Origin of the sequence: Mesobacillus campisalis, from assembly GCF_000986785.1 — a bacterium.
GTDB lineage: Bacteria > Bacillota > Bacilli > Bacillales > Cytobacillaceae > Mesobacillus_B > Mesobacillus_B campisalis.
The window spans coordinates 64,572-84,765 of sequence record NZ_LAYY01000004.1; the positions used below are offsets into that span (position 1 = coordinate 64,572).

General features: G+C 42.8%; 22 protein-coding genes. 14 read left to right on the forward strand and 8 right to left on the reverse strand.

Annotation, left to right across the window (positions count from 1 at the left end; translation table 11 throughout):
• Window positions 1-92 precede the first annotated feature (92 nt).
• Window positions 93-575 carry a nucleoside deaminase gene (locus WQ57_RS04755; RefSeq protein ID WP_046522589.1) on the reverse strand — a complete coding sequence of 161 codons (483 nt, stop codon included), beginning with the start codon at window positions 573-575 and terminating at the stop codon, window positions 93-95.
• Between the two features lie 198 nt (window positions 576-773).
• Between WQ57_RS04755 and WQ57_RS04760 the strand changes: the two genes are divergently transcribed.
• From WQ57_RS04760 to WQ57_RS04770, 3 genes are read left to right on the forward strand one after another with little or no spacing between them, the layout of a single operon-like run.
• Window positions 774-1,160, forward strand: coding sequence for a YkvA family protein (locus WQ57_RS04760; RefSeq protein ID WP_046522590.1), 387 nt, complete (start codon window positions 774-776; stop codon window positions 1,158-1,160).
• Between the two features lie 10 nt (window positions 1,161-1,170).
• The gene (locus WQ57_RS04765; RefSeq protein ID WP_046522591.1) at window positions 1,171-1,632 is read left to right on the forward strand and encodes a hypothetical protein; all 462 of its coding nucleotides are present in this window, start codon (window positions 1,171-1,173) and stop codon (window positions 1,630-1,632) included.
• Window positions 1,633-1,683: 51 nt separating this feature from the next.
• A complete protein-coding gene (locus tag WQ57_RS04770) occupies window positions 1,684-2,241 on the forward strand; it encodes a uridine kinase family protein (protein WP_046522737.1) in 558 nt (185 codons plus the stop codon).
• 229 nt (window positions 2,242-2,470) lie between these two features.
• On the opposite strand, the gene WQ57_RS04775 is transcribed toward WQ57_RS04770, so the two are convergent.
• The 4 genes from WQ57_RS04775 to WQ57_RS04790 form a co-directional block, all read right to left on the reverse strand.
• Window positions 2,471-4,945, reverse strand: a complete 2,475-nt coding sequence (locus tag WQ57_RS04775) for a S8 family serine peptidase (RefSeq protein ID WP_052948641.1) — start codon at window positions 4,943-4,945, stop codon at window positions 2,471-2,473.
• A gap of 176 nt (window positions 4,946-5,121) precedes the next feature.
• Window positions 5,122-6,567, reverse strand: a complete 1,446-nt coding sequence (locus WQ57_RS04780; RefSeq protein WP_046522592.1) for a S8 family serine peptidase — start codon at window positions 6,565-6,567, stop codon at window positions 5,122-5,124.
• 183 nt (window positions 6,568-6,750) lie between these two features.
• Entirely contained in the window at window positions 6,751-7,398 is a 648-nt protein-coding gene (locus WQ57_RS04785; protein ID WP_046522593.1) for a response regulator, read from the reverse strand.
• Window positions 7,373-9,055: a GAF domain-containing sensor histidine kinase gene (locus WQ57_RS04790; protein ID WP_241481479.1), complete on the reverse strand. Its 1,683-nt coding sequence runs from the start codon at window positions 9,053-9,055 to the stop codon at window positions 7,373-7,375. Before WQ57_RS04790 ends, WQ57_RS04785 begins: the two co-directional genes overlap by 26 nt.
• A 537-nt stretch (window positions 9,056-9,592) precedes the next feature.
• Between WQ57_RS04790 and WQ57_RS04795 the strand changes: the two genes are divergently transcribed.
• Complete coding sequence (locus WQ57_RS04795) at window positions 9,593-10,945, forward strand: TrkH family potassium uptake protein (protein ID WP_420912376.1); 1,353 nt, start codon at window positions 9,593-9,595, stop codon at window positions 10,943-10,945.
• Window positions 10,946-11,106: 161 nt separating this feature from the next.
• Here the strand turns inward: WQ57_RS04795 and WQ57_RS04800 are convergent, their stop codons facing one another.
• Window positions 11,107-11,868: an MBL fold metallo-hydrolase gene (locus tag WQ57_RS04800; RefSeq protein WP_046522595.1), complete on the reverse strand. Its 762-nt coding sequence runs from the start codon at window positions 11,866-11,868 to the stop codon at window positions 11,107-11,109.
• A gap of 129 nt (window positions 11,869-11,997) precedes the next feature.
• Between WQ57_RS04800 and WQ57_RS04805 the strand changes: the two genes are divergently transcribed.
• From WQ57_RS04805 to WQ57_RS04835, 7 genes are all read left to right on the forward strand, one after another.
• Window positions 11,998-12,408: an Lrp/AsnC family transcriptional regulator gene (locus WQ57_RS04805; protein WP_046522596.1), complete on the forward strand. Its 411-nt coding sequence runs from the start codon at window positions 11,998-12,000 to the stop codon at window positions 12,406-12,408.
• 75 nt (window positions 12,409-12,483) lie between these two features.
• Window positions 12,484-12,825, forward strand: a complete 342-nt coding sequence (locus WQ57_RS04810; RefSeq protein WP_173427535.1) for an avidin-fold protein — start codon at window positions 12,484-12,486, stop codon at window positions 12,823-12,825.
• Between the two features lie 164 nt (window positions 12,826-12,989).
• On the forward strand, window positions 12,990-13,466 hold the full coding sequence (locus tag WQ57_RS04815; protein WP_046522597.1) for a DUF2975 domain-containing protein: 477 nt from the start codon (window positions 12,990-12,992) through the stop codon (window positions 13,464-13,466).
• 10 nt (window positions 13,467-13,476) lie between these two features.
• Window positions 13,477-13,701 (forward strand): helix-turn-helix domain-containing protein, encoded by a 225-nt coding sequence (locus WQ57_RS04820; RefSeq protein ID WP_046522598.1) that lies wholly within the window; start codon window positions 13,477-13,479, stop codon window positions 13,699-13,701.
• A 193-nt stretch (window positions 13,702-13,894) separates the two neighbouring features.
• Complete coding sequence (locus WQ57_RS04825) at window positions 13,895-14,455, forward strand: MEDS domain-containing protein (protein ID WP_052948642.1); 561 nt, start codon at window positions 13,895-13,897, stop codon at window positions 14,453-14,455.
• Window positions 14,456-14,527: 72 nt separating this feature from the next.
• Entirely contained in the window at window positions 14,528-15,295 is a 768-nt protein-coding gene (locus WQ57_RS04830) for an STAS domain-containing protein (RefSeq protein ID WP_046522600.1), read from the forward strand.
• A 113-nt stretch (window positions 15,296-15,408) separates the two neighbouring features.
• On the forward strand, window positions 15,409-16,188 hold the full coding sequence (locus WQ57_RS04835) for an arylamine N-acetyltransferase family protein (RefSeq protein ID WP_046522601.1): 780 nt from the start codon (window positions 15,409-15,411) through the stop codon (window positions 16,186-16,188).
• A gap of 145 nt (window positions 16,189-16,333) precedes the next feature.
• On the opposite strand, the gene WQ57_RS04840 is transcribed toward WQ57_RS04835, so the two are convergent.
• Both WQ57_RS04840 and WQ57_RS04845 read right to left on the reverse strand, forming a co-directional pair.
• Window positions 16,334-16,705, reverse strand: a complete 372-nt coding sequence (locus WQ57_RS04840) for a VOC family protein (protein ID WP_046522602.1) — start codon at window positions 16,703-16,705, stop codon at window positions 16,334-16,336.
• A gap of 287 nt (window positions 16,706-16,992) precedes the next feature.
• Window positions 16,993-17,715, reverse strand: coding sequence for a phosphatase PAP2 family protein (locus tag WQ57_RS04845; RefSeq protein ID WP_052948643.1), 723 nt, complete (start codon window positions 17,713-17,715; stop codon window positions 16,993-16,995).
• A 445-nt stretch (window positions 17,716-18,160) separates the two neighbouring features.
• Between WQ57_RS04845 and WQ57_RS04850 the strand changes: the two genes are divergently transcribed.
• The 3 genes from WQ57_RS04850 (at window position 18,161) to WQ57_RS04860 (ending at window position 20,164) form a co-directional block, all read left to right on the forward strand.
• The gene (locus tag WQ57_RS04850; RefSeq protein WP_046522742.1) at window positions 18,161-18,493 is read left to right on the forward strand and encodes a PadR family transcriptional regulator; all 333 of its coding nucleotides are present in this window, start codon (window positions 18,161-18,163) and stop codon (window positions 18,491-18,493) included.
• Window positions 18,490-19,164 carry a DUF1129 family protein gene (locus WQ57_RS04855; RefSeq protein WP_046522603.1) on the forward strand — a complete coding sequence of 225 codons (675 nt, stop codon included), beginning with the start codon at window positions 18,490-18,492 and terminating at the stop codon, window positions 19,162-19,164. Before WQ57_RS04850 ends, WQ57_RS04855 begins: the two co-directional genes overlap by 4 nt.
• A 181-nt stretch (window positions 19,165-19,345) precedes the next feature.
• Entirely contained in the window at window positions 19,346-20,164 is an 819-nt protein-coding gene (locus WQ57_RS04860) for a squalene/phytoene synthase family protein (RefSeq protein ID WP_046522743.1), read from the forward strand.
• The last annotated feature ends 30 nt before the right edge of the window (window positions 20,165-20,194 follow it).

The following is a 20,194-nucleotide window of genomic DNA, read 5'->3' on the forward strand; positions in this document are numbered from 1 at the left end:
TGAATGAAGGAGTGGGTGCAAAGGTGTCAGTCCCCACTCTTCTTTTTTAGTACAGTGGGGGACTGATCTTACAGGACGACAGCGTGCCAGGTTCATCCTTTCCTTGCGTGAAACCGACGATGAAGCTCACGTACTTGCTCCGCCAGTTCAGGAACAGGTCCGTCAATTGGGGTATCGGTAATAACTTCCTGGATGGGAAGATTCCGAACGCGAGATGGAGAAACTCCCATTTTACTCAACCATTGTGCCAGCTGTTCGGACGAACTTGCATAAACAATCCGGCCCAGCCTAACCCAGCCATGGGCCGCAGCACACATAGGGCAATGTTCGCTTGATGTATATACTGTTGCGCTACTTCTTTCCTCGGGTGTCATGTTCGCGGCCGCCCAGCGCGCCAGAGCAAATTCCGGGTGCTGGGTATGGTCACCGCCAGCAACGTGGTTATGATCTTCTGCAAGCACGTCTCCGTTGGCCGACACCAGAACGGAACCGAATGGCTCGTCTCCTTTCTCCAGCGCGATTGTTGCTAATTCAATACAACGTCGAAGGTGCTTCAAATCGGAATCACTTAGCATATTTGGATCCTCCTAGTGCTTTTTATAAAAACATCTTCCACTTCTTATAGAAGTAATCAAACATATATAACAACCATAACATTTTCCACAAAAGCGTCAAATAAACCCACTCCTGCTTGGGGGGGAACATAAAAATATTGACGCCTTCACAAAATTAAGATTATCAAACGGAGCAAGCCTTCGATAAGAGGAGATAAAATGTTCAATAAAATTAAGGATTGGGCGAAAAAATTAAAACGGCAAATATTCATTCTTTACTATGCTTGTAAAGATGAACGGGTACCTTGGTATGCAAAGGTATTTACTGGCTGTATTGTCGCCTATGCGTTTAGTCCAATTGATCTGATACCGGATTTCATCCCAATTCTCGGCTATTTGGACGAGGTCATTCTCCTTCCGTTAGGGATAATGTTAGCATTGAAAATGATACCGAAAGATGTATTATCCGATTGTGAAGATAAGGCAGAAGCACTGATGAGAAATGGCAAGCCGAAGAATTGGACAGGCGGTTTAATAATATTATTGATTTGGTGCCTAATTACAATATGGGCAGTAATGAAAATTTATCCACTATTACTACATTAGGAGGGATTAAATGAAGAATAAAAATAACCTGAAAACTATTAACTGGAGCATTTTCGTCATCGTTTTATTGACGGCGGTTATTACTGCAACCATCACACTAAATGACCTATACAATACACCTGCCTTCGGTGAAGATGCACAGTCTCGTGCAGGGTTACGTTGGGGGACGCTCCATTTTGTCATTACCATTGCCATGCTGATCATTTTTGCTTTCCTAGCAAAAGGCTGGAAACAGTTATTCCCATTTAATGTTCCAATTGCTATTATTCTTGTTGGTTTTTGTTATGAATTATTTTTTCTTACATTTACGATAGGCTGGGTTGGTATACAGGGGATGCTTGGCTTCCTGATTGCCATCTTAATAGCACTTATTTTAATAAGTTCCTATTCAATTTATTTTCTTGTTGAACGCCGCAGGACTGTGAAGCGAGGGGACGGTTCTGCTGCATTTTTAAACAGAAGGAGTGATTGAGTGAACTTTATAAAAGGGAAATTTAAGGCATTCGAAGAATTAACCAATCATTTGAATTCCGTTGCTGACACACCAAACACCTATCTCATTGGGATTGATGGCTTTGGCGGTTCGGGAAAAAGCACATTGGCGGATAAAATAACTGAACATTGCGCGAATGTCACTATTGTACACATGGATGACTTTTATCTTCCATCATCAGAGATCATCCAAGCACATCCCACTAAAAAACCGGTTGGCGCTGATTTTGATTGGCAGCGTTTATTAAAGCAAGTGATTGAACCGCTTAATCAGGAAAAAGGAGGCCATTACCAGCGATATGATTGGAAAACAGATGCTCTTGCGGAATGGCATAGTGTTTCACTGGGTGGGATTGTCATCATTGAAGGCGTTTATTCCATACGGGAAGAATTATCAAACCTTTATGATTTAAAGATTTGGGTGGACTGTCCACGTGAAATAAGGCTCTCGAGGGGTATTGAAAGAGATGGGGAAGAAGCTCGCGAGATGTGGGAAAATAATTGGATGCTCTCCGAAGATATTTATTTTGAAAAGCAAAAACCGATTGAAAGGGCAGACATGGTTGTCGATGGGACGAAAGGAAATTAATACATACTCGGTATAGGGTGGGGTGTGGATGAAAAATAAAGTTCTTTTCTTTTTAATTTTTGCTATTACTCTGTTTGGTATTTATCTAATTTTTAATCCTATTGGTGTTTTTGATTTAATAACAAAATAACCTCAGATACCCATTTATACGAAGAACAGTTTTTTTATGTCTAAATTACTTTGTTCCAGCCCTCCTGTATAACCCGCAGGAGGGCTGAACTCGTCAGTCTTATTTTAGAAACGCGTTATAATACCTAACCATCGCCACCGCGAAATCTCCTCTTTTTACGGATTCCTGTGGGTAGAAACTTGCTTTCACAGTAGGCTTCAGGTCATAAGGTCCCTGGCTGACAGTGAATTTTGCATTAATGATGTTCAGGTCGAGCGCCAGCTGAACATAGCCTTTCAGTTCCGCAGGGATTTGTACGGCGTCCTCTATCGCAATTCGTTCATCTTTGTATTGCACAGTCAGATTCCCAGTGAAGGCCTCCGCCTCTTTTTGCAAGCCCAGGCTTTGGATAAGGGAATAAGCCAACTCAGTGCGGCTGACCGAACTTTTCGGGGCAAATTTGCCGTCGGCTTTAGGAAGCATGACTCCTTTAAACTGCTGCTTTTGATCCCTGAAAGCTGCGCCTTTGGCAGCAACAGCTTCAATAAAAGGGACTTCATCAGCCGTCACATCCTTGAACGTCGGGTTACCGGAAGAAGGAAGGGACTGGCGGATTACCGCACCCATCACCAAATATTTGGACAGGTCGCTTCTCGTTAATTCGGACTCAGGCTTAAAGGTGCCGTTTGCGTATCCGTCAAACAAGCGCTCACTCACACCCAACTGGATTGCGCCTGCCGCCGGGTGACCGGAAATGTCGTTTAATCCTGCAACACCGCTCACTTTAGTAAAAGCAAGTGTTCCCTGAACTTTTTCAGGAAGACCAATGCCAATTGGATTCGCTTCATTACCCCTCAAACCTTTGATTTGGAGCTTCCATTTCCCTGGATCTGGGGAAGGGACGGTCACAGTCCTGGCTGTGTTTAGCGGGAAAAGCAGACTGACCCCCGAACTGTACTCAGTGCCATTGGGTGAAGTAAGAACAAGGTTTACAGGGTTCCCAGTTTCTCCGAGGAGCCCTTTTGCTTCCACCTTTGCCGTCAATCCCGAAATTCCATTTTCGACTGTAAATTCGTATGGTGCAGTGGATATAAGGGTAAGCGGATTGTAATCGACGGTAAAATCACTTCTGGAAGTCGACGTTTCAACACTGCTGTTGAATGTTTGATTCGCATTGACTGTTTTACCGTACGTTTTCTTGTTGAAAACCGCATCAACGGCTGCATAGGCATTCACATAGCCTGCGCCAACTTCCCAGGATTCGTATCCGGGCATATTGGTAGCTGTTTTCCGGATGATTTCCTTGATTTCGGCAGGAGACAGAGTTGGGTCAGCCTCAATCATAAGGGCGACAATTCCGGCCACATGAGGGGTTGCCATCGAAGTCCCGCTCATATGGGTGTAATAAGGAAGATGAGCGGGATCCAGATTTTCAGCATCCTGGTCGATTGACAGGCTTGAAACAGGGGCAAGTACCCGGGTTGATACGATATCGACCCCGGGAGCCGTTACAGTCGGTTCATCCTTCCAGGACCATTCCTCTCCATCCACTGTAAATGTGCCGCCGGACCCTTTTGTCCCTCTGGAAGAGAAATCGGCCAATGTCCCATCCTTCACTCCAGCTGCGATTGAAATTACCCATGGAGCCTTGGCATATGGGTTGTGTGTATCTTCGCCAGGTCCTTCATTACCGGCTGCAAAAAGGACGGTTATGCCCCGGTCATAGGCTTTTTTACTTGCTACATTGATGGGGTGGTGAGGGTCAAAGCCTCCCGAAGAGCCCCAGGAATTTGTGATCACACGGATATTGTATCTTTGCTGATTGGCAATGGCATAATCAAAGCCGCCAATCCCGTCAAGAACAAACAATGCTGCCCCGGATCCATATCCGATTAAATCCGCTCCAGGAGCCGCTCCTTCATACTTACCTCCCGACATGGCACCTGTGCCGCCCACTGTACCGGCTACATGGGTTCCATGTCCCGAATTCGTATCAGTATTTGCTACGTTCTCCTGATACGTAATCGGCAGCAGGGAAGGGGAGAGGCTGTTCAAATTTGCTGAAGCCATGACATTTTGAACAAGATTCCTTCCCAATTCATGGTCCCTGTGTGTACCGTCGACTCCACTGTCATTCACGACAACCCCAATCCCCTTGCCGGAAACAGGGAGGCCGCCATTGGCTTTCCTGAAGGATTCGTCAGTACGAAGCCTATCTACACCGGTAATTTCGGTTGCTTCTGCATTAAAGTAGGTTAGCTTTTTATTCAAATACAGGGAGCTCACCTGGTCACTTTCCGCCAGTTTTTCAATCTGGGCTTTCGTGGCAAGAACACCTGCAATCGGCAGGGAGCGCATGAGAATTCCTGTGTCGATCCCAAGGTCCTTCAGCACCTGAACCTGTCGGCTATCCGGAGCGCTGTCCCCCTTAAATGTAACAATAACTTCCACAATGGAAGCAGTCCCGAGCGCTTTTGTTAAAAGTGGATCGACGACGGCTCCGCTCTCTGCTTTGGCATGCATTCCCCCGCTTTTGGCGAAAAAGGCAGGAATCAGCAGAAATAAGATAAAAACAACATGAAGCAAACGTTTCATTTTTTCCCCTCCATTAATTGCATTAATATTCCAACTTCTTTATTATCGCCTTTGGACGGGCCGGCGACTATTCTTCTAAGGTTATAAAATAAAAGAACGGAAGGAGTATACAGGCTATTACTAAAGTTATAGGGGAAGCAGAAAAGGGCCCGCCATAGATGGCAGACCCTGCATGATTATTTTTTGACAGGTATTGCGTATTCGAAAGACTCATCTACCGCTTTGTAGGCATCTACATAACCAGTACCTGCTTCCCATGTTTCATGCAAGGGCATTGGAGTGGCCGTCTTTTCCAATATCCCTTTTACTTCAAGCGGGGACAGCAGCGGGTTGGCGTCCAGCATAAGGGCGATAACTCCGGCCACATGCGGGGCAGCCATGGATGTTCCGCTCATCGTTGTGTAATACGGAAGATAAGCGGGTTCAACGTACTGAAGATCCTTAGAGGCGCCAAGGGAGGCGACCGGAGAAAGGACTCTTGTGGAAATGATGTCAACACCAGGGGAGGTAACTGTTGGCCGGTCCTCCCATGTCCATTGCTGACCGTCAACAACCACCGTACCCCCTCTATTCTTTTCCCCGCGCGATGAAAAGCCTGCAAGGTTCCCAGTTTTATCGCCGGCCGCAACGGTAACGACCCAAGGAGCCTTTTTATAGTTTCCGGAGATCGTTTTCTCCCCGGGTCCGGAGTTCCCCGCTGAGAAAACGGTGACAATTCCACGGTCATAAAGCTTCTTGGTGGCAATATTGATAGGGTGAAGCGGGTCAAAAGGCTTGCCGGCCTCTGATGTATCTCCCCATGAATTGGTGATAATCCGAATATTGTATTCCTCCTGATGGGTTAAAGCATAGTCGAACCCGCCGATAGTATCGAGTATGGCCAGTGCGGCACCTGAGCCATAGCCAATCAGACTGGAACCGGGAGCCACACCTTCATATTTTCCGCCAGACATGGCGCCATTGCCGCCTACGATTCCGGCAACATGGGTGCCATGACCCGAGTTGGTATCGGTATTTGGGACATTTTCAATATAAGTGATTGGCAGAAGGGCATCCAAGGCGTTTAAATTGGTGGATGCCAGAACATTCTGGACGAGGCGGTCCCCATACTGGATGTCCCTGTGGGTTCCGTCCACACCACTGTCATTAATCACAACTCCAATTCCCTTTCCTGAAACAGGAAGCCCTCCATTCAGCTTCCGCATATCATCGCTTGTCCGGACTTTATCAACGCCTGTCAAATCCGTAGAAGAGTCATTTTCATATCTGAGCGGTTTATTATAATAGATGGATAGAACATCATCGCTTTGCGCCAGCCTGTTAACTTGTTCCTTTGTGGCCAAAACGCCGGCCATAGGCAGGCTTTTCAGCACGATCCCTTTTTTTATACCGATCCCCGAAAGCAGGCTGAGTTGCTGCGAACCGGTTGTGCCGCTGTCCTTAAACGTAACAATCACCTCAACGGGGACAGTCGAAGTCTCGAGAAGCTTAGCTAAACCAGGATCGATTACCGCGCCTCCATTTCCTGCCGCCTTGGAAGTTGACCAGGGCATCAAGCCGCTTAGCAGCACCCCGGCAAAGAGAACTGCCGTCAATAAGCATATTTTCATTTTCCACTTCATTTACGTCACCTCTGTAAAAGTAATGTGTTCCTTCATAAAATATCTCATGTTCGGCAGGAAACAACTATTATGCAGAGGACGTATATGTAACTATGGCTGGCACTATATGCTCTACATCCAAAGTAGTATATGAAATAGGAAGGACGGGTTCCTCCTGCATGTGATTATGCAGAAAAAAAACCCCTAAAAACCTGGGGGAAGGGGGACAAGCTGTTTTTGAACGGCCTGGATGACCACCTGTGACCTGCTTTTTACATTCAGTTTCCTGAAAATCTTGCTGACATGGATTTTAACCGTTTTATCACTGATGTAAAGCTTGTTGGCAATCTCCTTGTTGCTCATGCCTTCCACGAGGCATAAAAGCACTTCCTTCTCGCGCTCGGTGAGTGCCTTTTCTTCCTGGTCCGTTTTTTTCTGCTGATGGAAGGACAGAAGCTTCCGGGTCATCGAAGGATGAATGACAGACTCTCCCTTTGCGACAGTCCGGACTGCTTCCACAACCTGTTCGGAAGGCGCATCCTTCAGTATGTATCCGTCCGCACCCTCACGGATGGCAGACATAAAATATTCTTCATGGCTGTGCATGGTTAATATCAAAATCTTAACATCTGGATATCTGTTTTTAATAATCCCGGTTACCTCGACTCCGTTCCCATCCGGCATATTGATATCCATGATAATCAAGTCCGGCTTCAGATCGGGCATCCTGCGGATGGCCTCTTCGCCGGATTGAGCTTCACCCGCCACAAACATATCTTCTTCCATTTCTAAAATGTTGCGCAAACCATCCCTTAAAACAGCATGGTCATCCACCAGCATCAGCTTGATCAATTTGACTTCCTCCTTCAAACCCCATTTTCGGTACAATGATTGTTACTTCCGTGCCAGAGCCCTCATGGCTGTCTATTTGCAGGGAGGCATTTATTTTATCTGCGGCATCATTCATTTGCAGGATTCCAAAATGAGGCTGTGTGCGAGCTTTCAGCATGGCCTGAAACAGGGAAAAGCCTTTTCCGTTGTCTTTAATTTTCAGCAGGATATGTTCGCTTTGATAGCTTAATAGTACTTCAAGCTTATCCGCATTCGAGTGTTTTACGGCATTTTGGATACTCTCCTTAAAGGTATCGAAAAGAACCTTTTCTGCCATTGGTGAGAGCTCTTCTTCATGGCCCCTGACTTCAAAATGAATGATTTTTCCGTGGTCCTTCCTGACGGCCTCAATTTTATTTGCAATGGCCATTTTTAATCCGGTTCGTTCGGTCGGATAAGGCCTGAGCGCGTAGATTGATGCCCTTACTTCCTTCAGGCTTTCCCTGAGCCCCAGGATACTTTCTTTCACAAGCATGGCTGTGACCTGCGGCTGTTTGGCAATTTTCTTTCCGGCGGTATCCAGCTTCATAACGGCACCCGCAAGCGTCTGGGCAAGACCATCGTGAATCTCCCTGGCAATACGATTCCTTTCTTCAAGAACAATGCGCTTTTCCTTTTCGTTAAAAAGCATTTTCGTCTTGAGAATAACGGCAAGCTGATTTGAAAGGGTGGCAATTGAACGGATATCTTCGTCTTCAAAGCTTCTTGTCCGGCTTCTCCCAACAAAAAACATCCCCACGGTTTCATTATCGATTACAAGCGGAGAGTAGACCGCCGATTTAATATCCTTTTCGAAAAACGAATCAGCTGGCCCGAAGCCCTTTTTCCGATTGTCAAAGATAAGAGGGCTTTTAACCTCGTCAAAGGATGAGAGGAGGTTAGATGTAGTTTCAGCATTTTTACGGACATGCCCATCTTTGATTGCAAGCTGCCATTCGCCTCCTTCTTTTACCCATAAGAGGAGGGCATCCACATTCATGAAATCCTGAAAGCTCTCTTTCAGTTTGCTCAGCCATTTTTGGGTCGGCAGCATCTGGTTTAGTTCATTGGTAATATTGAACAGGGCTTTCAACCGCTTTCTTTCTTTCCTCAGCCTGACAATGACGGAGCTGAGCAGAGCAAGACCCACTAATGGAGAGAAGAAAAAGAAGTATGAAAAGATGTCAATTTCTCCCCGGTCCTGTCCGATAAAATAGAGAAGGAATCCGTACAGCAGGGAAACCAGGCCGCTAAGGCCCTCGGTGATCGATTTTTGCAGCCAAATCTTAAAAGGATAAGGCTGGGGCCGAATGACAAGAACCATATCGACAATCAAATTGTTGAATAACAAAAAGAGTGCCAGCAACATGCTATATTGGGCCAATCCCAACATGATTTCAGAATCTGTGAACTTTTCAAGGATAGGAATTGCATGGAATAAAAGTATATGTGACAGGAAAAAACTTACAATCAGCTGGGCCGGATTAAAAAATACGATACGGACAGGACGGCGTTGAATCAAATTGACAGTCAACACTGCAATCGCAAAGATAACCAGGGTATAGGAAACGCCGTATAATATGTAGATAACATATAACAGCGGGAAACTAATCGATGTAAATCCTCTCCAAACAGGCATAGGGAAGTATTCACTGAGGAATAAGAACAATGTTAATAGCAAAAGAACTATAGGCTCATGCGGAAGATACATATCCTTCAGTGACCTCGTAATGATTGCCCAGCCAACAAGGGATACGGCTGCCAAAAGGAATTTAGAATATTTTTCTCTCTGGTTTAAAACATTGATAAGTCTCCAATCCTCCAATTCATTTAAAGAATTTTCTGTAATCTATTTTATTAAAGGAAAACCTGCATGACAATAGAAAAAAACCTAATTGGTCGAATGGCAAGACCACTGACCAACCAAGGCTAAAAAACCTATTTGGTTTTCTGTTTTATTTTGTCAAAGGGAGCCAGTTTTCGCAATTCTCCTAAAACTGTTTTAAGAATAGTACATATGGACTATAATACCATTGTTTAAAGTGGACTTTAATATTGACTGTTCCTCCTTCTTATAAAAAATGTTTACTATGAAGGCAACAAGGAGGACAATATAAATATTCTTTTTTTACAGTAGTTTTATCACTAAAAATTTGGCAAAAGGAGTTCCATTTGTATGGATAGAATGAAAAGAAATTTTGAACATTTATCACCGGCTCAAATCATTGTAACTTTTTATTTGATTGCAGCGTTCATAGCGGTTGCTCTCTTCAGCTTGCCTTTCGCCACCAAACCGGGTGTGGAGCTTTCCTTTCTGGATGTATTGTTCACTGCCGTGAGTGCAATCAGTGTAACAGGGCTGGCAGTTGTCTCCACCCCCGACACATTCAGTACGGCTGGTATTTTCATCCTGATGTTCGTCTTGCAATTCGGCGGCATAGGAATCATGACACTGGGAACTTTTTTTTGGCTGATCCTCGGAAAGAAAATAGGGTTGAAGGAAAGGAAGCTAATCATGACGGACCAGAACCAGTCAACATTGGCGGGGCTTGTCCGGTTGATGAAGAATATTTTATTCATTATCCTGGCGATTGAACTGGTTGGCGCAGCCATACTGGGGACTTATTTTTTAACGTATTTTCCAACCTGGCAGGAAGCGTATCTGCATGGCTTGTTCGCCTCAGTGAGCGCAACGACGAATGCGGGCTTTGATATTACCGGGGAATCTTTGGTGCCTTTTGCAAATGATTATTTTGTTCAAATCATTAACATCATTCTCCTGACGCTCGGGGCAATTGGCTTTCCCGTGCTGATCGAGGTCAAGGACTATGTGAAAAATAGAAAACTCAATCGTGCCAATCATTTTTCTTTATATACAAAGCTGACAACAACCACCTTCTTTACGTTAATGTTCGTTGGAACTGCTGCTATTTTAATATTGGAATCCGGACGTTTTTTTGCCGATAAATCCTGGCATGAGTCATTCTTTTATGCCTTCTTTCAATCGGCTACCACCAGGAATGGAGGGTTGGCCACGATGGACGTTAGCCAATTTTCCGAGCCGACCCTGCTTGTGATATGCTTGTTAATGTTCGTCGGGGCTTCACCAAGTTCGGTGGGGGGCGGTGTGCGGACCACCACTTTTGCGATCAATATCCTATACATTTATAACTTTTCAAGAGGACGGAAAAGCCTGAAAATCTTCCGTCGCGAACTGCTTCAGGATGATATCCTAAAATCAATGGCGATTATGCATACCGCGCTTGCAATCTGCTTTCTCGCTGTGATAGCCCTTAGATTTACCGAGCCTTTTTCCCTAATGGAGATTTTGTTCGAGGTCTGTTCTGCTTTTGGAACGACTGGCTTATCAATGGGAATTACCCCGGAGCTCAGCAGTATTGGCAAGACGATAATTATCATGCTGATGTTTATCGGCCGGATTGGAATTCTCTCGTTCATCTTTATTTTTACAAAGAAGCAAACCGAGGACCATTTCCATTATCCGAAGGAGAGGATTATCATTGGATAACTTTCCGTATTTTAGGTTCTTAGTGACATTTTAAGTTGCAAAAAAGGAGCCGTCACTTTTAGTAAAAGACTGTTTTGGCAAGAATGTCATATTAAAACCCGACAGGCTTTGATGCCTGTCGGGTTTTATATTTCCAAAGAAGAGCAAAGGTGTTCTTCTCTTTAAAAAGTGTAAGATTCACCATCGTCAGGAACCAGGATATGGGCCTCCATGTCTTTCTCGTTGATAAAACTCTTTAATTCCTCTCTTGACAATGCCCAGTGATTGACAGCTTCCATGTGGACAGTGATGATTTTTGCCTGTGGGGCGGCCTTGTATACTTCATAAACATCCTCTTTCCCCATGACAAGAGAACCGCCCTCAAAGAACTGATTGTCTCCGGCGTTGACTACAATGATTTCCGGCTGCTGTGTGGCGATTACGTCCTGAACAGCATCATACCAAACCGTATCGCCAGCCACATATAGTGTTTTTTCATCCGAATGCTTGAAGACAACCCCGCACACCTGGCCAGCCAGTTTTAAGATTTCTCCTTTGCCGTGCTCTCCTTTTGTTTTCATCAGCTGGATGCCTTCAAAGACTGTGTCTTCTTGTAAAACCTCTACATTTTTGAAGCCGGAATTCCGAATTTGGGCCGCATCTTCTGCATTTTGCGCAAACAGTTTTATATTTTTAGGCAATGCTTCCATGGCAGCTTCATCCCAGTGGTCATAATGAAGATGTGTTACGATGACCGCATCAATATCCTGAATAATCTTGTCAATCGAGGTTGGCAAGCTAAACAGAGGATTGTACTGATCTTGTCTTGGTGAATTAGGGAATGGTGGGTAAGTCCCTTTTTCTGCTAACATCGGGTCGATTAAAAACCTTTTCCCTGCGTATTCAACGACGATTGTCGCATTTCTTATATGATGAATGTTCATTTTATCCACTCCTTTTTGGTTGCGGTTTTTTATCAACAATGCATATTCTAAACTATGGACTAGTAGCGATACATGGATGAATGAAAGTCTTTTGTCCTTTTGACTTTATTTATGAAAGGAGTGAAATACATGTTGGACCATACGGACAAGCGGATACTTGAGGAACTGTCGCGCAATAGCCGGCTCACGATGAAAGAATTAGGAGAGAAAGTCCATTTGACGGGACCAGCTGTTTCAGCCAGGGTGGCGAAATTGGAAGATAGCGGAGTGATTGAGGGTTATACCATTAAAGTGAACCAAGCAAAATTGGGTTATGCCATACATACTTTTATCACCATCATAACCGAAAGCATCTTTCATCAATCTTATCTGTCGTTCATAAAAACACAGGAAAGATACCTTATAAATAACTATAAAATCAGCGGGGATGGCTGCTACCTGCTCGAATGCAAGTTTCCATCCAATGAAGAATTGAATGAGTTTTTAAAAGAATTGAACGAACATGCAAACTACAAATTGTCTATTGTTATTGAGAAATAGCCATTTGGATCGAACGGTAAAAATGCTTAAAAAATGATAAAATTTTATAAAAGGGACAATAAGGGAGATGGAATGATGATTGATTATAATGGACGAAAGTTTGTTTCTATTGAAAATACCGAAAACGGGGAGGTTTCATCTAAAACGATTTTTGAGTATAAACAAGATGGGAACATCATTTCGGCTGCATACAGCGGCGGACAAATCCTCAAAGGCGCCTTGGTAGGGATTGTGAAGGAGAATGATTGCCTGGAGTTCAGATATAACCATGTGAACAGGAATAATGAAATTAGAGGAGGGGAATGTGTTTCCACTCCGGAAATCCTGCCTGATGGCAGAATCAGGCTACTTGAAAAGTGGCAATGGCTGGATGCCGAAAGGACGGAAGGAAGCTCCGTTATCGAGGAAATTAAATAAGCAATGCAAGGGGACGGTTCTCCTGCTTCATATTGGAAGATGAAGCAGGAGAACCGTCCCGCTGTTTCAATAAAAATTTGATAAGTATTGATAAATATTTATTGAAAAACGATAAATTTAATGGTAAATTAAATTCATAACTGAGAAGTGAGGTGTGTTTTTATATGAAACGTGGTTCAACCCTGTTTTTAAGAATGGCGGTTATTCTAATAGCAGCACCGGTTCTTGCTATGGGGATATTCGGGCTGTTTTGGCTTTCCAAGAATCCGGCAAACCCTGATTATGCCCATATCCTTTATCCAATTGTAATCGGCATGTATGTATCCGTGATTCCTTTTTTGGCTGCCTTGTATCAGGCTTTTAAACTTTTAAGCTATATTGACAAAAACCAGGCCTTCTCTGATTTGTCTGTTCAAGCTTTAAAGAGGATCAAATACTGTGCCATAGCCATCAGCGGTCTGTATGTGGTCATTTTGCCATTTGTCTTTCTCGTGGCGGAGCTGGACGATGCACCAGGTCTTATTATCATCGGAATGGTTCCTGTTTTTGCTTCCCTGGTCATCGCGGTTTTTGCTGCTGTCCTTCAGATGCTGTTAAACGAGGCGATTGAGATAAAATCGGAAAATGACTTAATAGTCTGAGGTGAAAACAATGGGAATTATAATCAATATTGATGTGATGCTGGCAAAGAGGAAAATGAGTGTAACAGAACTTTCGGAGAAGGTTGGGATTACAATGGCCAATCTGTCCATTTTGAAAAATGGGAAAGCAAAGGCCATCAGGTTCTCGACTTTAGAAGCAATTTGCAAAGCTTTGGACTGTCAGCCTGGAGATATTCTTGAATATCGCAGTGACGAAGATTCACAGGGAGGTTGAATAGATATAGTGTTGGATGAAGACAGGAGTAATTTGAAGCAGGGATTTTTCTGCTTCTTTTTTTGTGTTTCTACCGATAATGGTAAGTAATATCGGTCTGCTCCAGCCATATACCGAAATTAGATTAAGCCACTTCTTCGATTAAAAATGGTATAATTATTTTTAATCCTTTTTATAGCGGAAGGTGATGGTAGTGCAAAACGGTTTAAGGCAACTTCTGAGTCACTTTAATGATAAAGAAGCACATATTTTTTATCATTTTAATGATAACGATCTTTATCTCAATAATGTAATGACTTTTATTTCAATCGGCATTAAGAAGGGCTACCATATCCTGGTGATTGAAAATGAGAGAAATATCATTCATATCAACAGCAGGTTAATGAAGGAATTTAGCGAAGAAGAATGTTCCAAAGTTCATATTATTAATAATTTCGACTTCTACTATGCGAATAACTCCTTTGACCCCAAAGTTATTTATGACCATTTCATCAAAAGTATCGCTCCTTTCCTGGACGACCATAGTATGGTATGGACCTGGGGTCTTGTCGAATGGGGAGAAGAAAGTGAAATTATTCCTAAGATTAAGGAGTATGAACAGAACCTTGATAAGTTTATAAAAGGAAAAGACATCATTTCGGTTTGTGCATATGACGTTCAACGGACTCCGGAACAACTTAAAGATATTTTAATGACTTGCCATTGCGCAATGTTAACAGATGATCGTATATTTCTGCCGCAATCAAAATCATAATAAGATTGCTGGCATCATCTTTTAAGCAATCCGTTACAGGGATTACAACTAAGAAAAAACAAGGTGGAATTTATGACTGAACCGCTACTTAACATAAATGGTACCGATGCTTTAAATAGTATTGGTGAAAATATAATTATAGCTGATGAAAATTTTAATATTATTTGGTTAAATTCAAGAGCAAGAAAATTGTTTGAATCAATCGCTCCTTTATATAACCTGAAAAATGCAGAAGAAGTGATAGGAAAGAGTATGGATTTTTTCCATGATCACCCTTCGCACCAGCGGCAAATAATGGCTGGATTACAAGATGGGCATAGGGCAAGGATTTATATAAAAAATACCTTTGTCGCTGATATCGTAATTTCTCCCATTAGGAGCAGCCAGAATGAAAACCAGGATATTGAAGGTTACATGGTCATGCTCATGGACGTGACCACACAAGCAGAAGAAGAAAAAAAAATGAAGAAAAGAATCAGGGAGTTATCTGCTCCAATTTTAAATATATGGGATAAAACCATCGCGATTACCCTTGTTGGGGAACTTGACATGGACAGGGGAGAAACCATTATTCCTGCTGTGTTGGAAGAGTGCAGCTCAAAGGGAATTGAATATGTCATGTTGAGTTTCAGAGGAGTCAAACAATTTGATGAAAGTGTAAGGCAAACAGTTGTGAAATTACATGATTGCTTAAAATTATTAGGTGTCCAGTGCATTGTCGTTGGTATTAAGCCAGAATTGGCAGTCAGCATTGGAGAACTTAAACATATCTCAACATTTAGAGATGCCCATGAGGGATTGAAATATATTATGAAGCTGCAAGAGAACCTTCATAAATAACATAATGAAAAGTGCCTGACCCTCACTGCGTTAAAGCGTTAACGCAGTGAGGGTCAGGCACTTTTTGTGCATTAAATCGTTTATAATAATAGAAGCGTCTGGAGGTGTGGAAAATGAGAGATTTTAACTCATTGTTTCTTGAAAGAATTGGGATGTCTAAAAATGAAGGAATCTCATTTGAAGACTTGGACAAGGTACTTGAAAAAACGGCAAACAGTATACCGTTTGAAAATTTATGTATTATGGAAAACCGCATGAAGCCTCTCACAGAAGAGAACGTAACCGATAAAATCCTTCTGCAGCGGGAAGGCGGCCTCTGTTATGAGCTGAACTCGATCCTCCACCTATTTTTAAAGGTAAACGGCTTTGACACGGTCTTAATCCGCGGGGTGGTTTTTGACCAAATGAAGCAGGAATGGAGCAGGACCGGGAAAACCCATGTTGCCAATTTGGTGAGGCATAACGGGAAAGTGTATCTTTTGGACACGGGTTTCGGCGGGAACTTGCCGCTAAAACCGGTGCCATTAACAGGCGAAGTGGTTTCTTCTCGTAATGGAGATTTTCGCGCCGAGCGTGCCGAGACTGAACATGGTGATTTTGTTTTTTACATGAAGTTAAAACATAAAGATCAAGAGTGGAAAATCGGGTATGCGTTTGATTCAAACGAACGTGTGGAGGTTGTTGAGGAGTTAAATGAAATCCAGACCATCATTGCGGACCATTTGGAGTCTGCTTTTAATAAGGGGCCATTGCTCACCAAATTAACGGAAAAAGGGAATCTGACCTTAACAGCTGGCTCATTTACGGAATGGGCAGATGGGCAAGAGAAAAAGACGGAAGTGGATAAAAATCAGTTTAATAAGTTCAAGAAAACGTATTTTGGGTTGAAGTGAAGTTGGGTGGGCGGGGAAGCTGGAATTATTCTCGCGTTTCATCTTACCAAATGGTATAGGTAAGCCTTTCTGCCACTTGAAAATGGAGAAAGGCTTATTTTAATGGATTGAATGAATATGTATCCCGAAGTATTCACACTTGTTTTTATCGGTGTTGATCGACAAGAATTTGATTGCCATCTGGGTCTTCAATGATAAAATGTGCTGGCCCGTCCGTTGTTTCATCTGCTTCAGTGAGCATGTTAATTCCGGCAGCTTTGAGTTGCTTTTGAAGGTCTCGAATATCTGTAAAAGATTCGAGATTTTTGGCATTTTCATCCCATCCCGGATTAAAGGTCAGAATGTTTTTTTCAAACATTCCCTGGAAAAGACCAATAATACAATTTTCATTTTTCATAATAAGCCAATTTTGATTGATGTCACCGCCGAAAGATTGGAATCCCAATTTTTCATAGAAGGACTTGGAAGCATGAATGTCTTTTACGTCTAAACTTACAGAAAATGCACCCAGTTTCATTTGATTGACTCCTTTCAGATAATAAGCATTCGTTGAATTAACTATAATGGAGTGGCTGGACACTTACAACTTTTTCCTGTAATATCGGACAGCATCAGCTTCAAAAGAGAACTCATGTCCCAATACGAGGCCCATTCGGACAGCAGCAAGTGGAAAGAAGGGGGGGCGAGTCTTATGAAGGAACATCCGAGATCCAGAAGAACATCATTGCGGCACAACTTAAAAAGCAATATCTTTGATTTTCAAAGAGGAGATGGAGAGGGACCATCTCCTTTTATTGTTAGTGATTAAGAAACCTTCGTTTTCGCTTGTCTTCTCTTGATAGATTGTGACCTGTTTTCTTTATACCAGTAGACAATTTCCAATAAACTGATACACAAAACCAGCCAGACGATTCCGGCCGTGTAGCCTGCCAGCACATCGGAAGGATAATGCACTCCCAAGTAAATCCGGCTCATCCCTATCAATAAAATAAGGGAACCAAACAAGGTGACCAGACCTGCCTTTGAAAGAGGTTTGCGTTTGCTCCGAAGCGTTAAATAGCTTAAAAAGCCGTAAAAAGTCATGCTGCCCATGGAATGGCCGCTGGGAAAACTGAACCCATCCGCCTCGATGATTACATTGATGCTGGGGCGCTCTCTTGCAAAATAGCTCTTTAAACCCAGATTAAGCAGGCCTCCTCCGGCCACAGCAAGAAAGTAAAACAGCGCACTCCATATATTTTTATGTTTAACGTACAGCCAAATCATACTAATTAAGAGTAGAAGGCCAAGCATGAACGTGGAACCCAGTTCTGTTACCCCTTGCATGAATGCATCCATTGCCGGTGAAGCAGACAATCTTATGAAATCGACCACTTTCTGATCAAAAAGAAAGGGCCTATTTTCTGTTAAATCACTTGATAAACGAAAAAACAGGGATAAACAAGCCCCTGAAAAAATCAAACCCGTCATTCCCCAAATGATTATGAGAGGGGAAATTCTCAATCCCTCTTTGCGTTTTCCAAACAACGTACATCACTCCTGAAAGCTTATTAGGATCACCTTTCTAAACGGGAAAGGACCTTTACTGCATATAGTAAAGGTCCTTGAAAATAAAAAGACCTTTACCAAACAAAGCGGTAAAGGTCTCGCTAACAATTGACATTGCTAACAAAGCCGAGGATATACATCCCGGAATGACGACTTTGCTATAAAAGCTACTCCCCTTTAGAGAAACTTGCGCAATTAAATTACTAGTATTGTAACGTTCGATAAGTTATAAAGTCAAAGATTTTATTGACTGCGAATTTTAGATTGACAAAGAAAGGAAAAAATTTTACACTTTGGATAGCTACCATGTAATACAAAGTAGCTTCTTTTTAAATGAGCTATCTTGTTTTGCAAAGTACTAAAGGACACTTTTTTTATGATCAACTACCTTGTATAACATGTTAGAGAAGAAAGGATCAGGATGATGTCAATAAGAAGCCAATTGTTAAAGGGAATTTTGGACGGCTGTGTATTGGCTGTCATTGAAAAGGAGCCTGTCTATGGCTATGAGCTTTCCCAAAAGCTGCTGAATATTGGCTTGGCTGAAGTGAGTGAAGGAACGATTTACCCCATTCTTTTACGGCTCCAAAAGAATGGACTCATACGGGGCGAAATGCGGCCCTCCGAATCAGGACCCAATCGGAAGTATTATTTTTTAACGGAAGCGGGGCAGGAGGCGCTGGAGAACATCACCGGGGAATGGAAGCAAATTTCAAAGCCAGTAAATCAATTGCTGATGGGGAGGAGAGAAGGATGAACGCGCAAAAATTGATTAAAGAAAACAACCGGAAGAGGGAAATGCTGACAGCTGAAAATGAGGCTTATTATGGTGATTTGCTTATTTATATTCGACTTCAATTTAGCCTCTCAGAACAGCAATCCGAAGAAGTGCTGATGGAACTGCTCGAACATTTGCTGGAGGGCCAAAAGGCAGGGAAAACAGCGAAGGACATCTTTGGTGATGACCCAAGAGGCTTTGCAGATGAGCTGATTGAACATCTGCCAAAAGAGGAGAAACGAAAGCTGATTCCGTTTATTGGAGGAATCATTGGAGACATTGTCGGTTGGCTCTTGATCATAAGAGGTGGACTTTTCCTGGTGTTATCCCAATTTACAGAGGTGGATACAAAGGTACATCCGCTATCGGCGTTGTTGATTGCCCTAATGATTGCCGGCTTTGTCATTATCACGATCGTTTACGTCTTTAAGCTAGTGGAACGCTCGTTGTTCAGGGAAAAACGCAATACACGTAAAGACACCATTAAAGCAGGGTTCGCCGGCGCCGCCGGAATGGCTGCCGTCCTGCTCATCACCAAATTCCTGCCTGAAATGGGCCCGTCATTTGAATTTTCCTGGTGGGCATCATTCCTTGTTGGGGGGATTTTGTTAGGATTGATTTATCTTGGGAAGAAAAGAAAAGCGGCATAAGGGGAAAGCACCTTGTGCATAGCCTTTATGCACCTTCAATAAAATGAGGGTGCATTCTTTAAAGGCACAATACTTAAATTTGCAAGTAAATTATGATGAATATATACTTATTTAATAAATGCAGATTCTGCAACTGTTGCTTATACACATGCACAATTAAAAGGTGGAGGATATGAATAAAATGAATGAAAATAGTTTCCCGAAGGATGCTATACGCCTATTAAAAGAAACAAGCCGTACATTTTATATTCCAATTACCTTTTTGCAAAAGGAGTTAAAACATACGGTTGCCTCAGCTTATTTGGTATTTAGGGCAATTGATGAGATTGAAGATCATGAAGAAATTGAAAATGACCTAAAACACACGATTTTAATGCAAGTGAGTGAACTGTTCAAACATCCTTTTAATGAAAAAACGTATTTACACATTCTTGAGCCAGTTAAAGATGCCATCCCTGAAGTGACACTTCGTTTAGGGGATTGGATACAGGCGTGTCCCAAAAATACACGGCAATTTGTTATGAATGCTGCGAGTGAAATGGCGTTTGGGATGGCAAAATGGGCAAAAGCAAATTGGAAAATCCGCACACGTGAAGATTTGGATGATTATACATATTACGTTGCAGGGCTTGTTGGAGTCATGCTTTCAGACTTATGGGAGTTTTGTGCGGGAGTAAAAACAGACAGGGACCTTGCCATTGGATATGGACGTGGACTTCAAGCTGTAAATATTTTACGGAATGAGAAGGAAGACCTCGATGAGCGCGGTGTTAGTTTTGTACCTGATAATTGGACTCGCGCAGAGCTTTTTGAATATGCGGATGAAAACTTGGCGAAAGCGGACGACTATATGAAGTCACTGAATAAACAAAGCATCTTATTATTCTGCCGTTTACCGCTGGCACTTGCTCATAAAACCCTGAAAGCGATGAAAGACGGACGTGAAAAAATTACACGTGCGGAGGTAGAGCAAACAGTAAATGAAATTCAAGTTGATTAGCATGTAAAAAAACTTCCCGGCCAAAGTGGT

Bases quoted from the DNA above. Each gene is read 5' to 3' on its own strand.
- WQ57_RS04755 (WP_046522589.1), bottom strand. From the start codon at position 575: ATGCTAAGTGATTCCGATTTGAAGCACCTTCGACGTTGTATTGAATTA.
- WQ57_RS04760 (WP_046522590.1), top strand. From the start codon at position 774: ATGTTCAATAAAATTAAGGATTGGGCGAAAAAATTAAAACGGCAAATA.
- WQ57_RS04765 (WP_046522591.1), top strand. From the start codon at position 1,171: ATGAAGAATAAAAATAACCTGAAAACTATTAACTGGAGCATTTTCGTC.
- WQ57_RS04775 (WP_052948641.1), bottom strand. From the start codon at position 4,945: ATGAAACGTTTGCTTCATGTTGTTTTTATCTTATTTCTGCTGATTCCT.
- WQ57_RS04780 (WP_046522592.1), bottom strand. From the start codon at position 6,567: ATGAAGTGGAAAATGAAAATATGCTTATTGACGGCAGTTCTCTTTGCC.
- WQ57_RS04790 (WP_241481479.1), bottom strand. From the start codon at position 9,055: ATGCCTGTTTGGAGAGGATTTACATCGATTAGTTTCCCGCTGTTATAT.
- WQ57_RS04795 (WP_420912376.1), top strand. From the start codon at position 9,593: ATGGATAGAATGAAAAGAAATTTTGAACATTTATCACCGGCTCAAATC.
- WQ57_RS04800 (WP_046522595.1), bottom strand. From the start codon at position 11,868: ATGAACATTCATCATATAAGAAATGCGACAATCGTCGTTGAATACGCA.
- WQ57_RS04805 (WP_046522596.1), top strand. From the start codon at position 11,998: ATGTTGGACCATACGGACAAGCGGATACTTGAGGAACTGTCGCGCAAT.
- WQ57_RS04810 (WP_173427535.1), top strand. From the start codon at position 12,484: ATGATTGATTATAATGGACGAAAGTTTGTTTCTATTGAAAATACCGAA.
- WQ57_RS04815 (WP_046522597.1), top strand. From the start codon at position 12,990: ATGAAACGTGGTTCAACCCTGTTTTTAAGAATGGCGGTTATTCTAATA.
- WQ57_RS04820 (WP_046522598.1), top strand. From the start codon at position 13,477: ATGGGAATTATAATCAATATTGATGTGATGCTGGCAAAGAGGAAAATG.
- WQ57_RS04830 (WP_046522600.1), top strand. From the start codon at position 14,528: ATGACTGAACCGCTACTTAACATAAATGGTACCGATGCTTTAAATAGT.
- WQ57_RS04835 (WP_046522601.1), top strand. From the start codon at position 15,409: ATGAGAGATTTTAACTCATTGTTTCTTGAAAGAATTGGGATGTCTAAA.
- WQ57_RS04840 (WP_046522602.1), bottom strand. From the start codon at position 16,705: ATGAAACTGGGTGCATTTTCTGTAAGTTTAGACGTAAAAGACATTCAT.
- WQ57_RS04850 (WP_046522742.1), top strand. From the start codon at position 18,161: ATGTCAATAAGAAGCCAATTGTTAAAGGGAATTTTGGACGGCTGTGTA.
- WQ57_RS04855 (WP_046522603.1), top strand. From the start codon at position 18,490: ATGAACGCGCAAAAATTGATTAAAGAAAACAACCGGAAGAGGGAAATG.
- WQ57_RS04860 (WP_046522743.1), top strand. From the start codon at position 19,346: ATGAATGAAAATAGTTTCCCGAAGGATGCTATACGCCTATTAAAAGAA.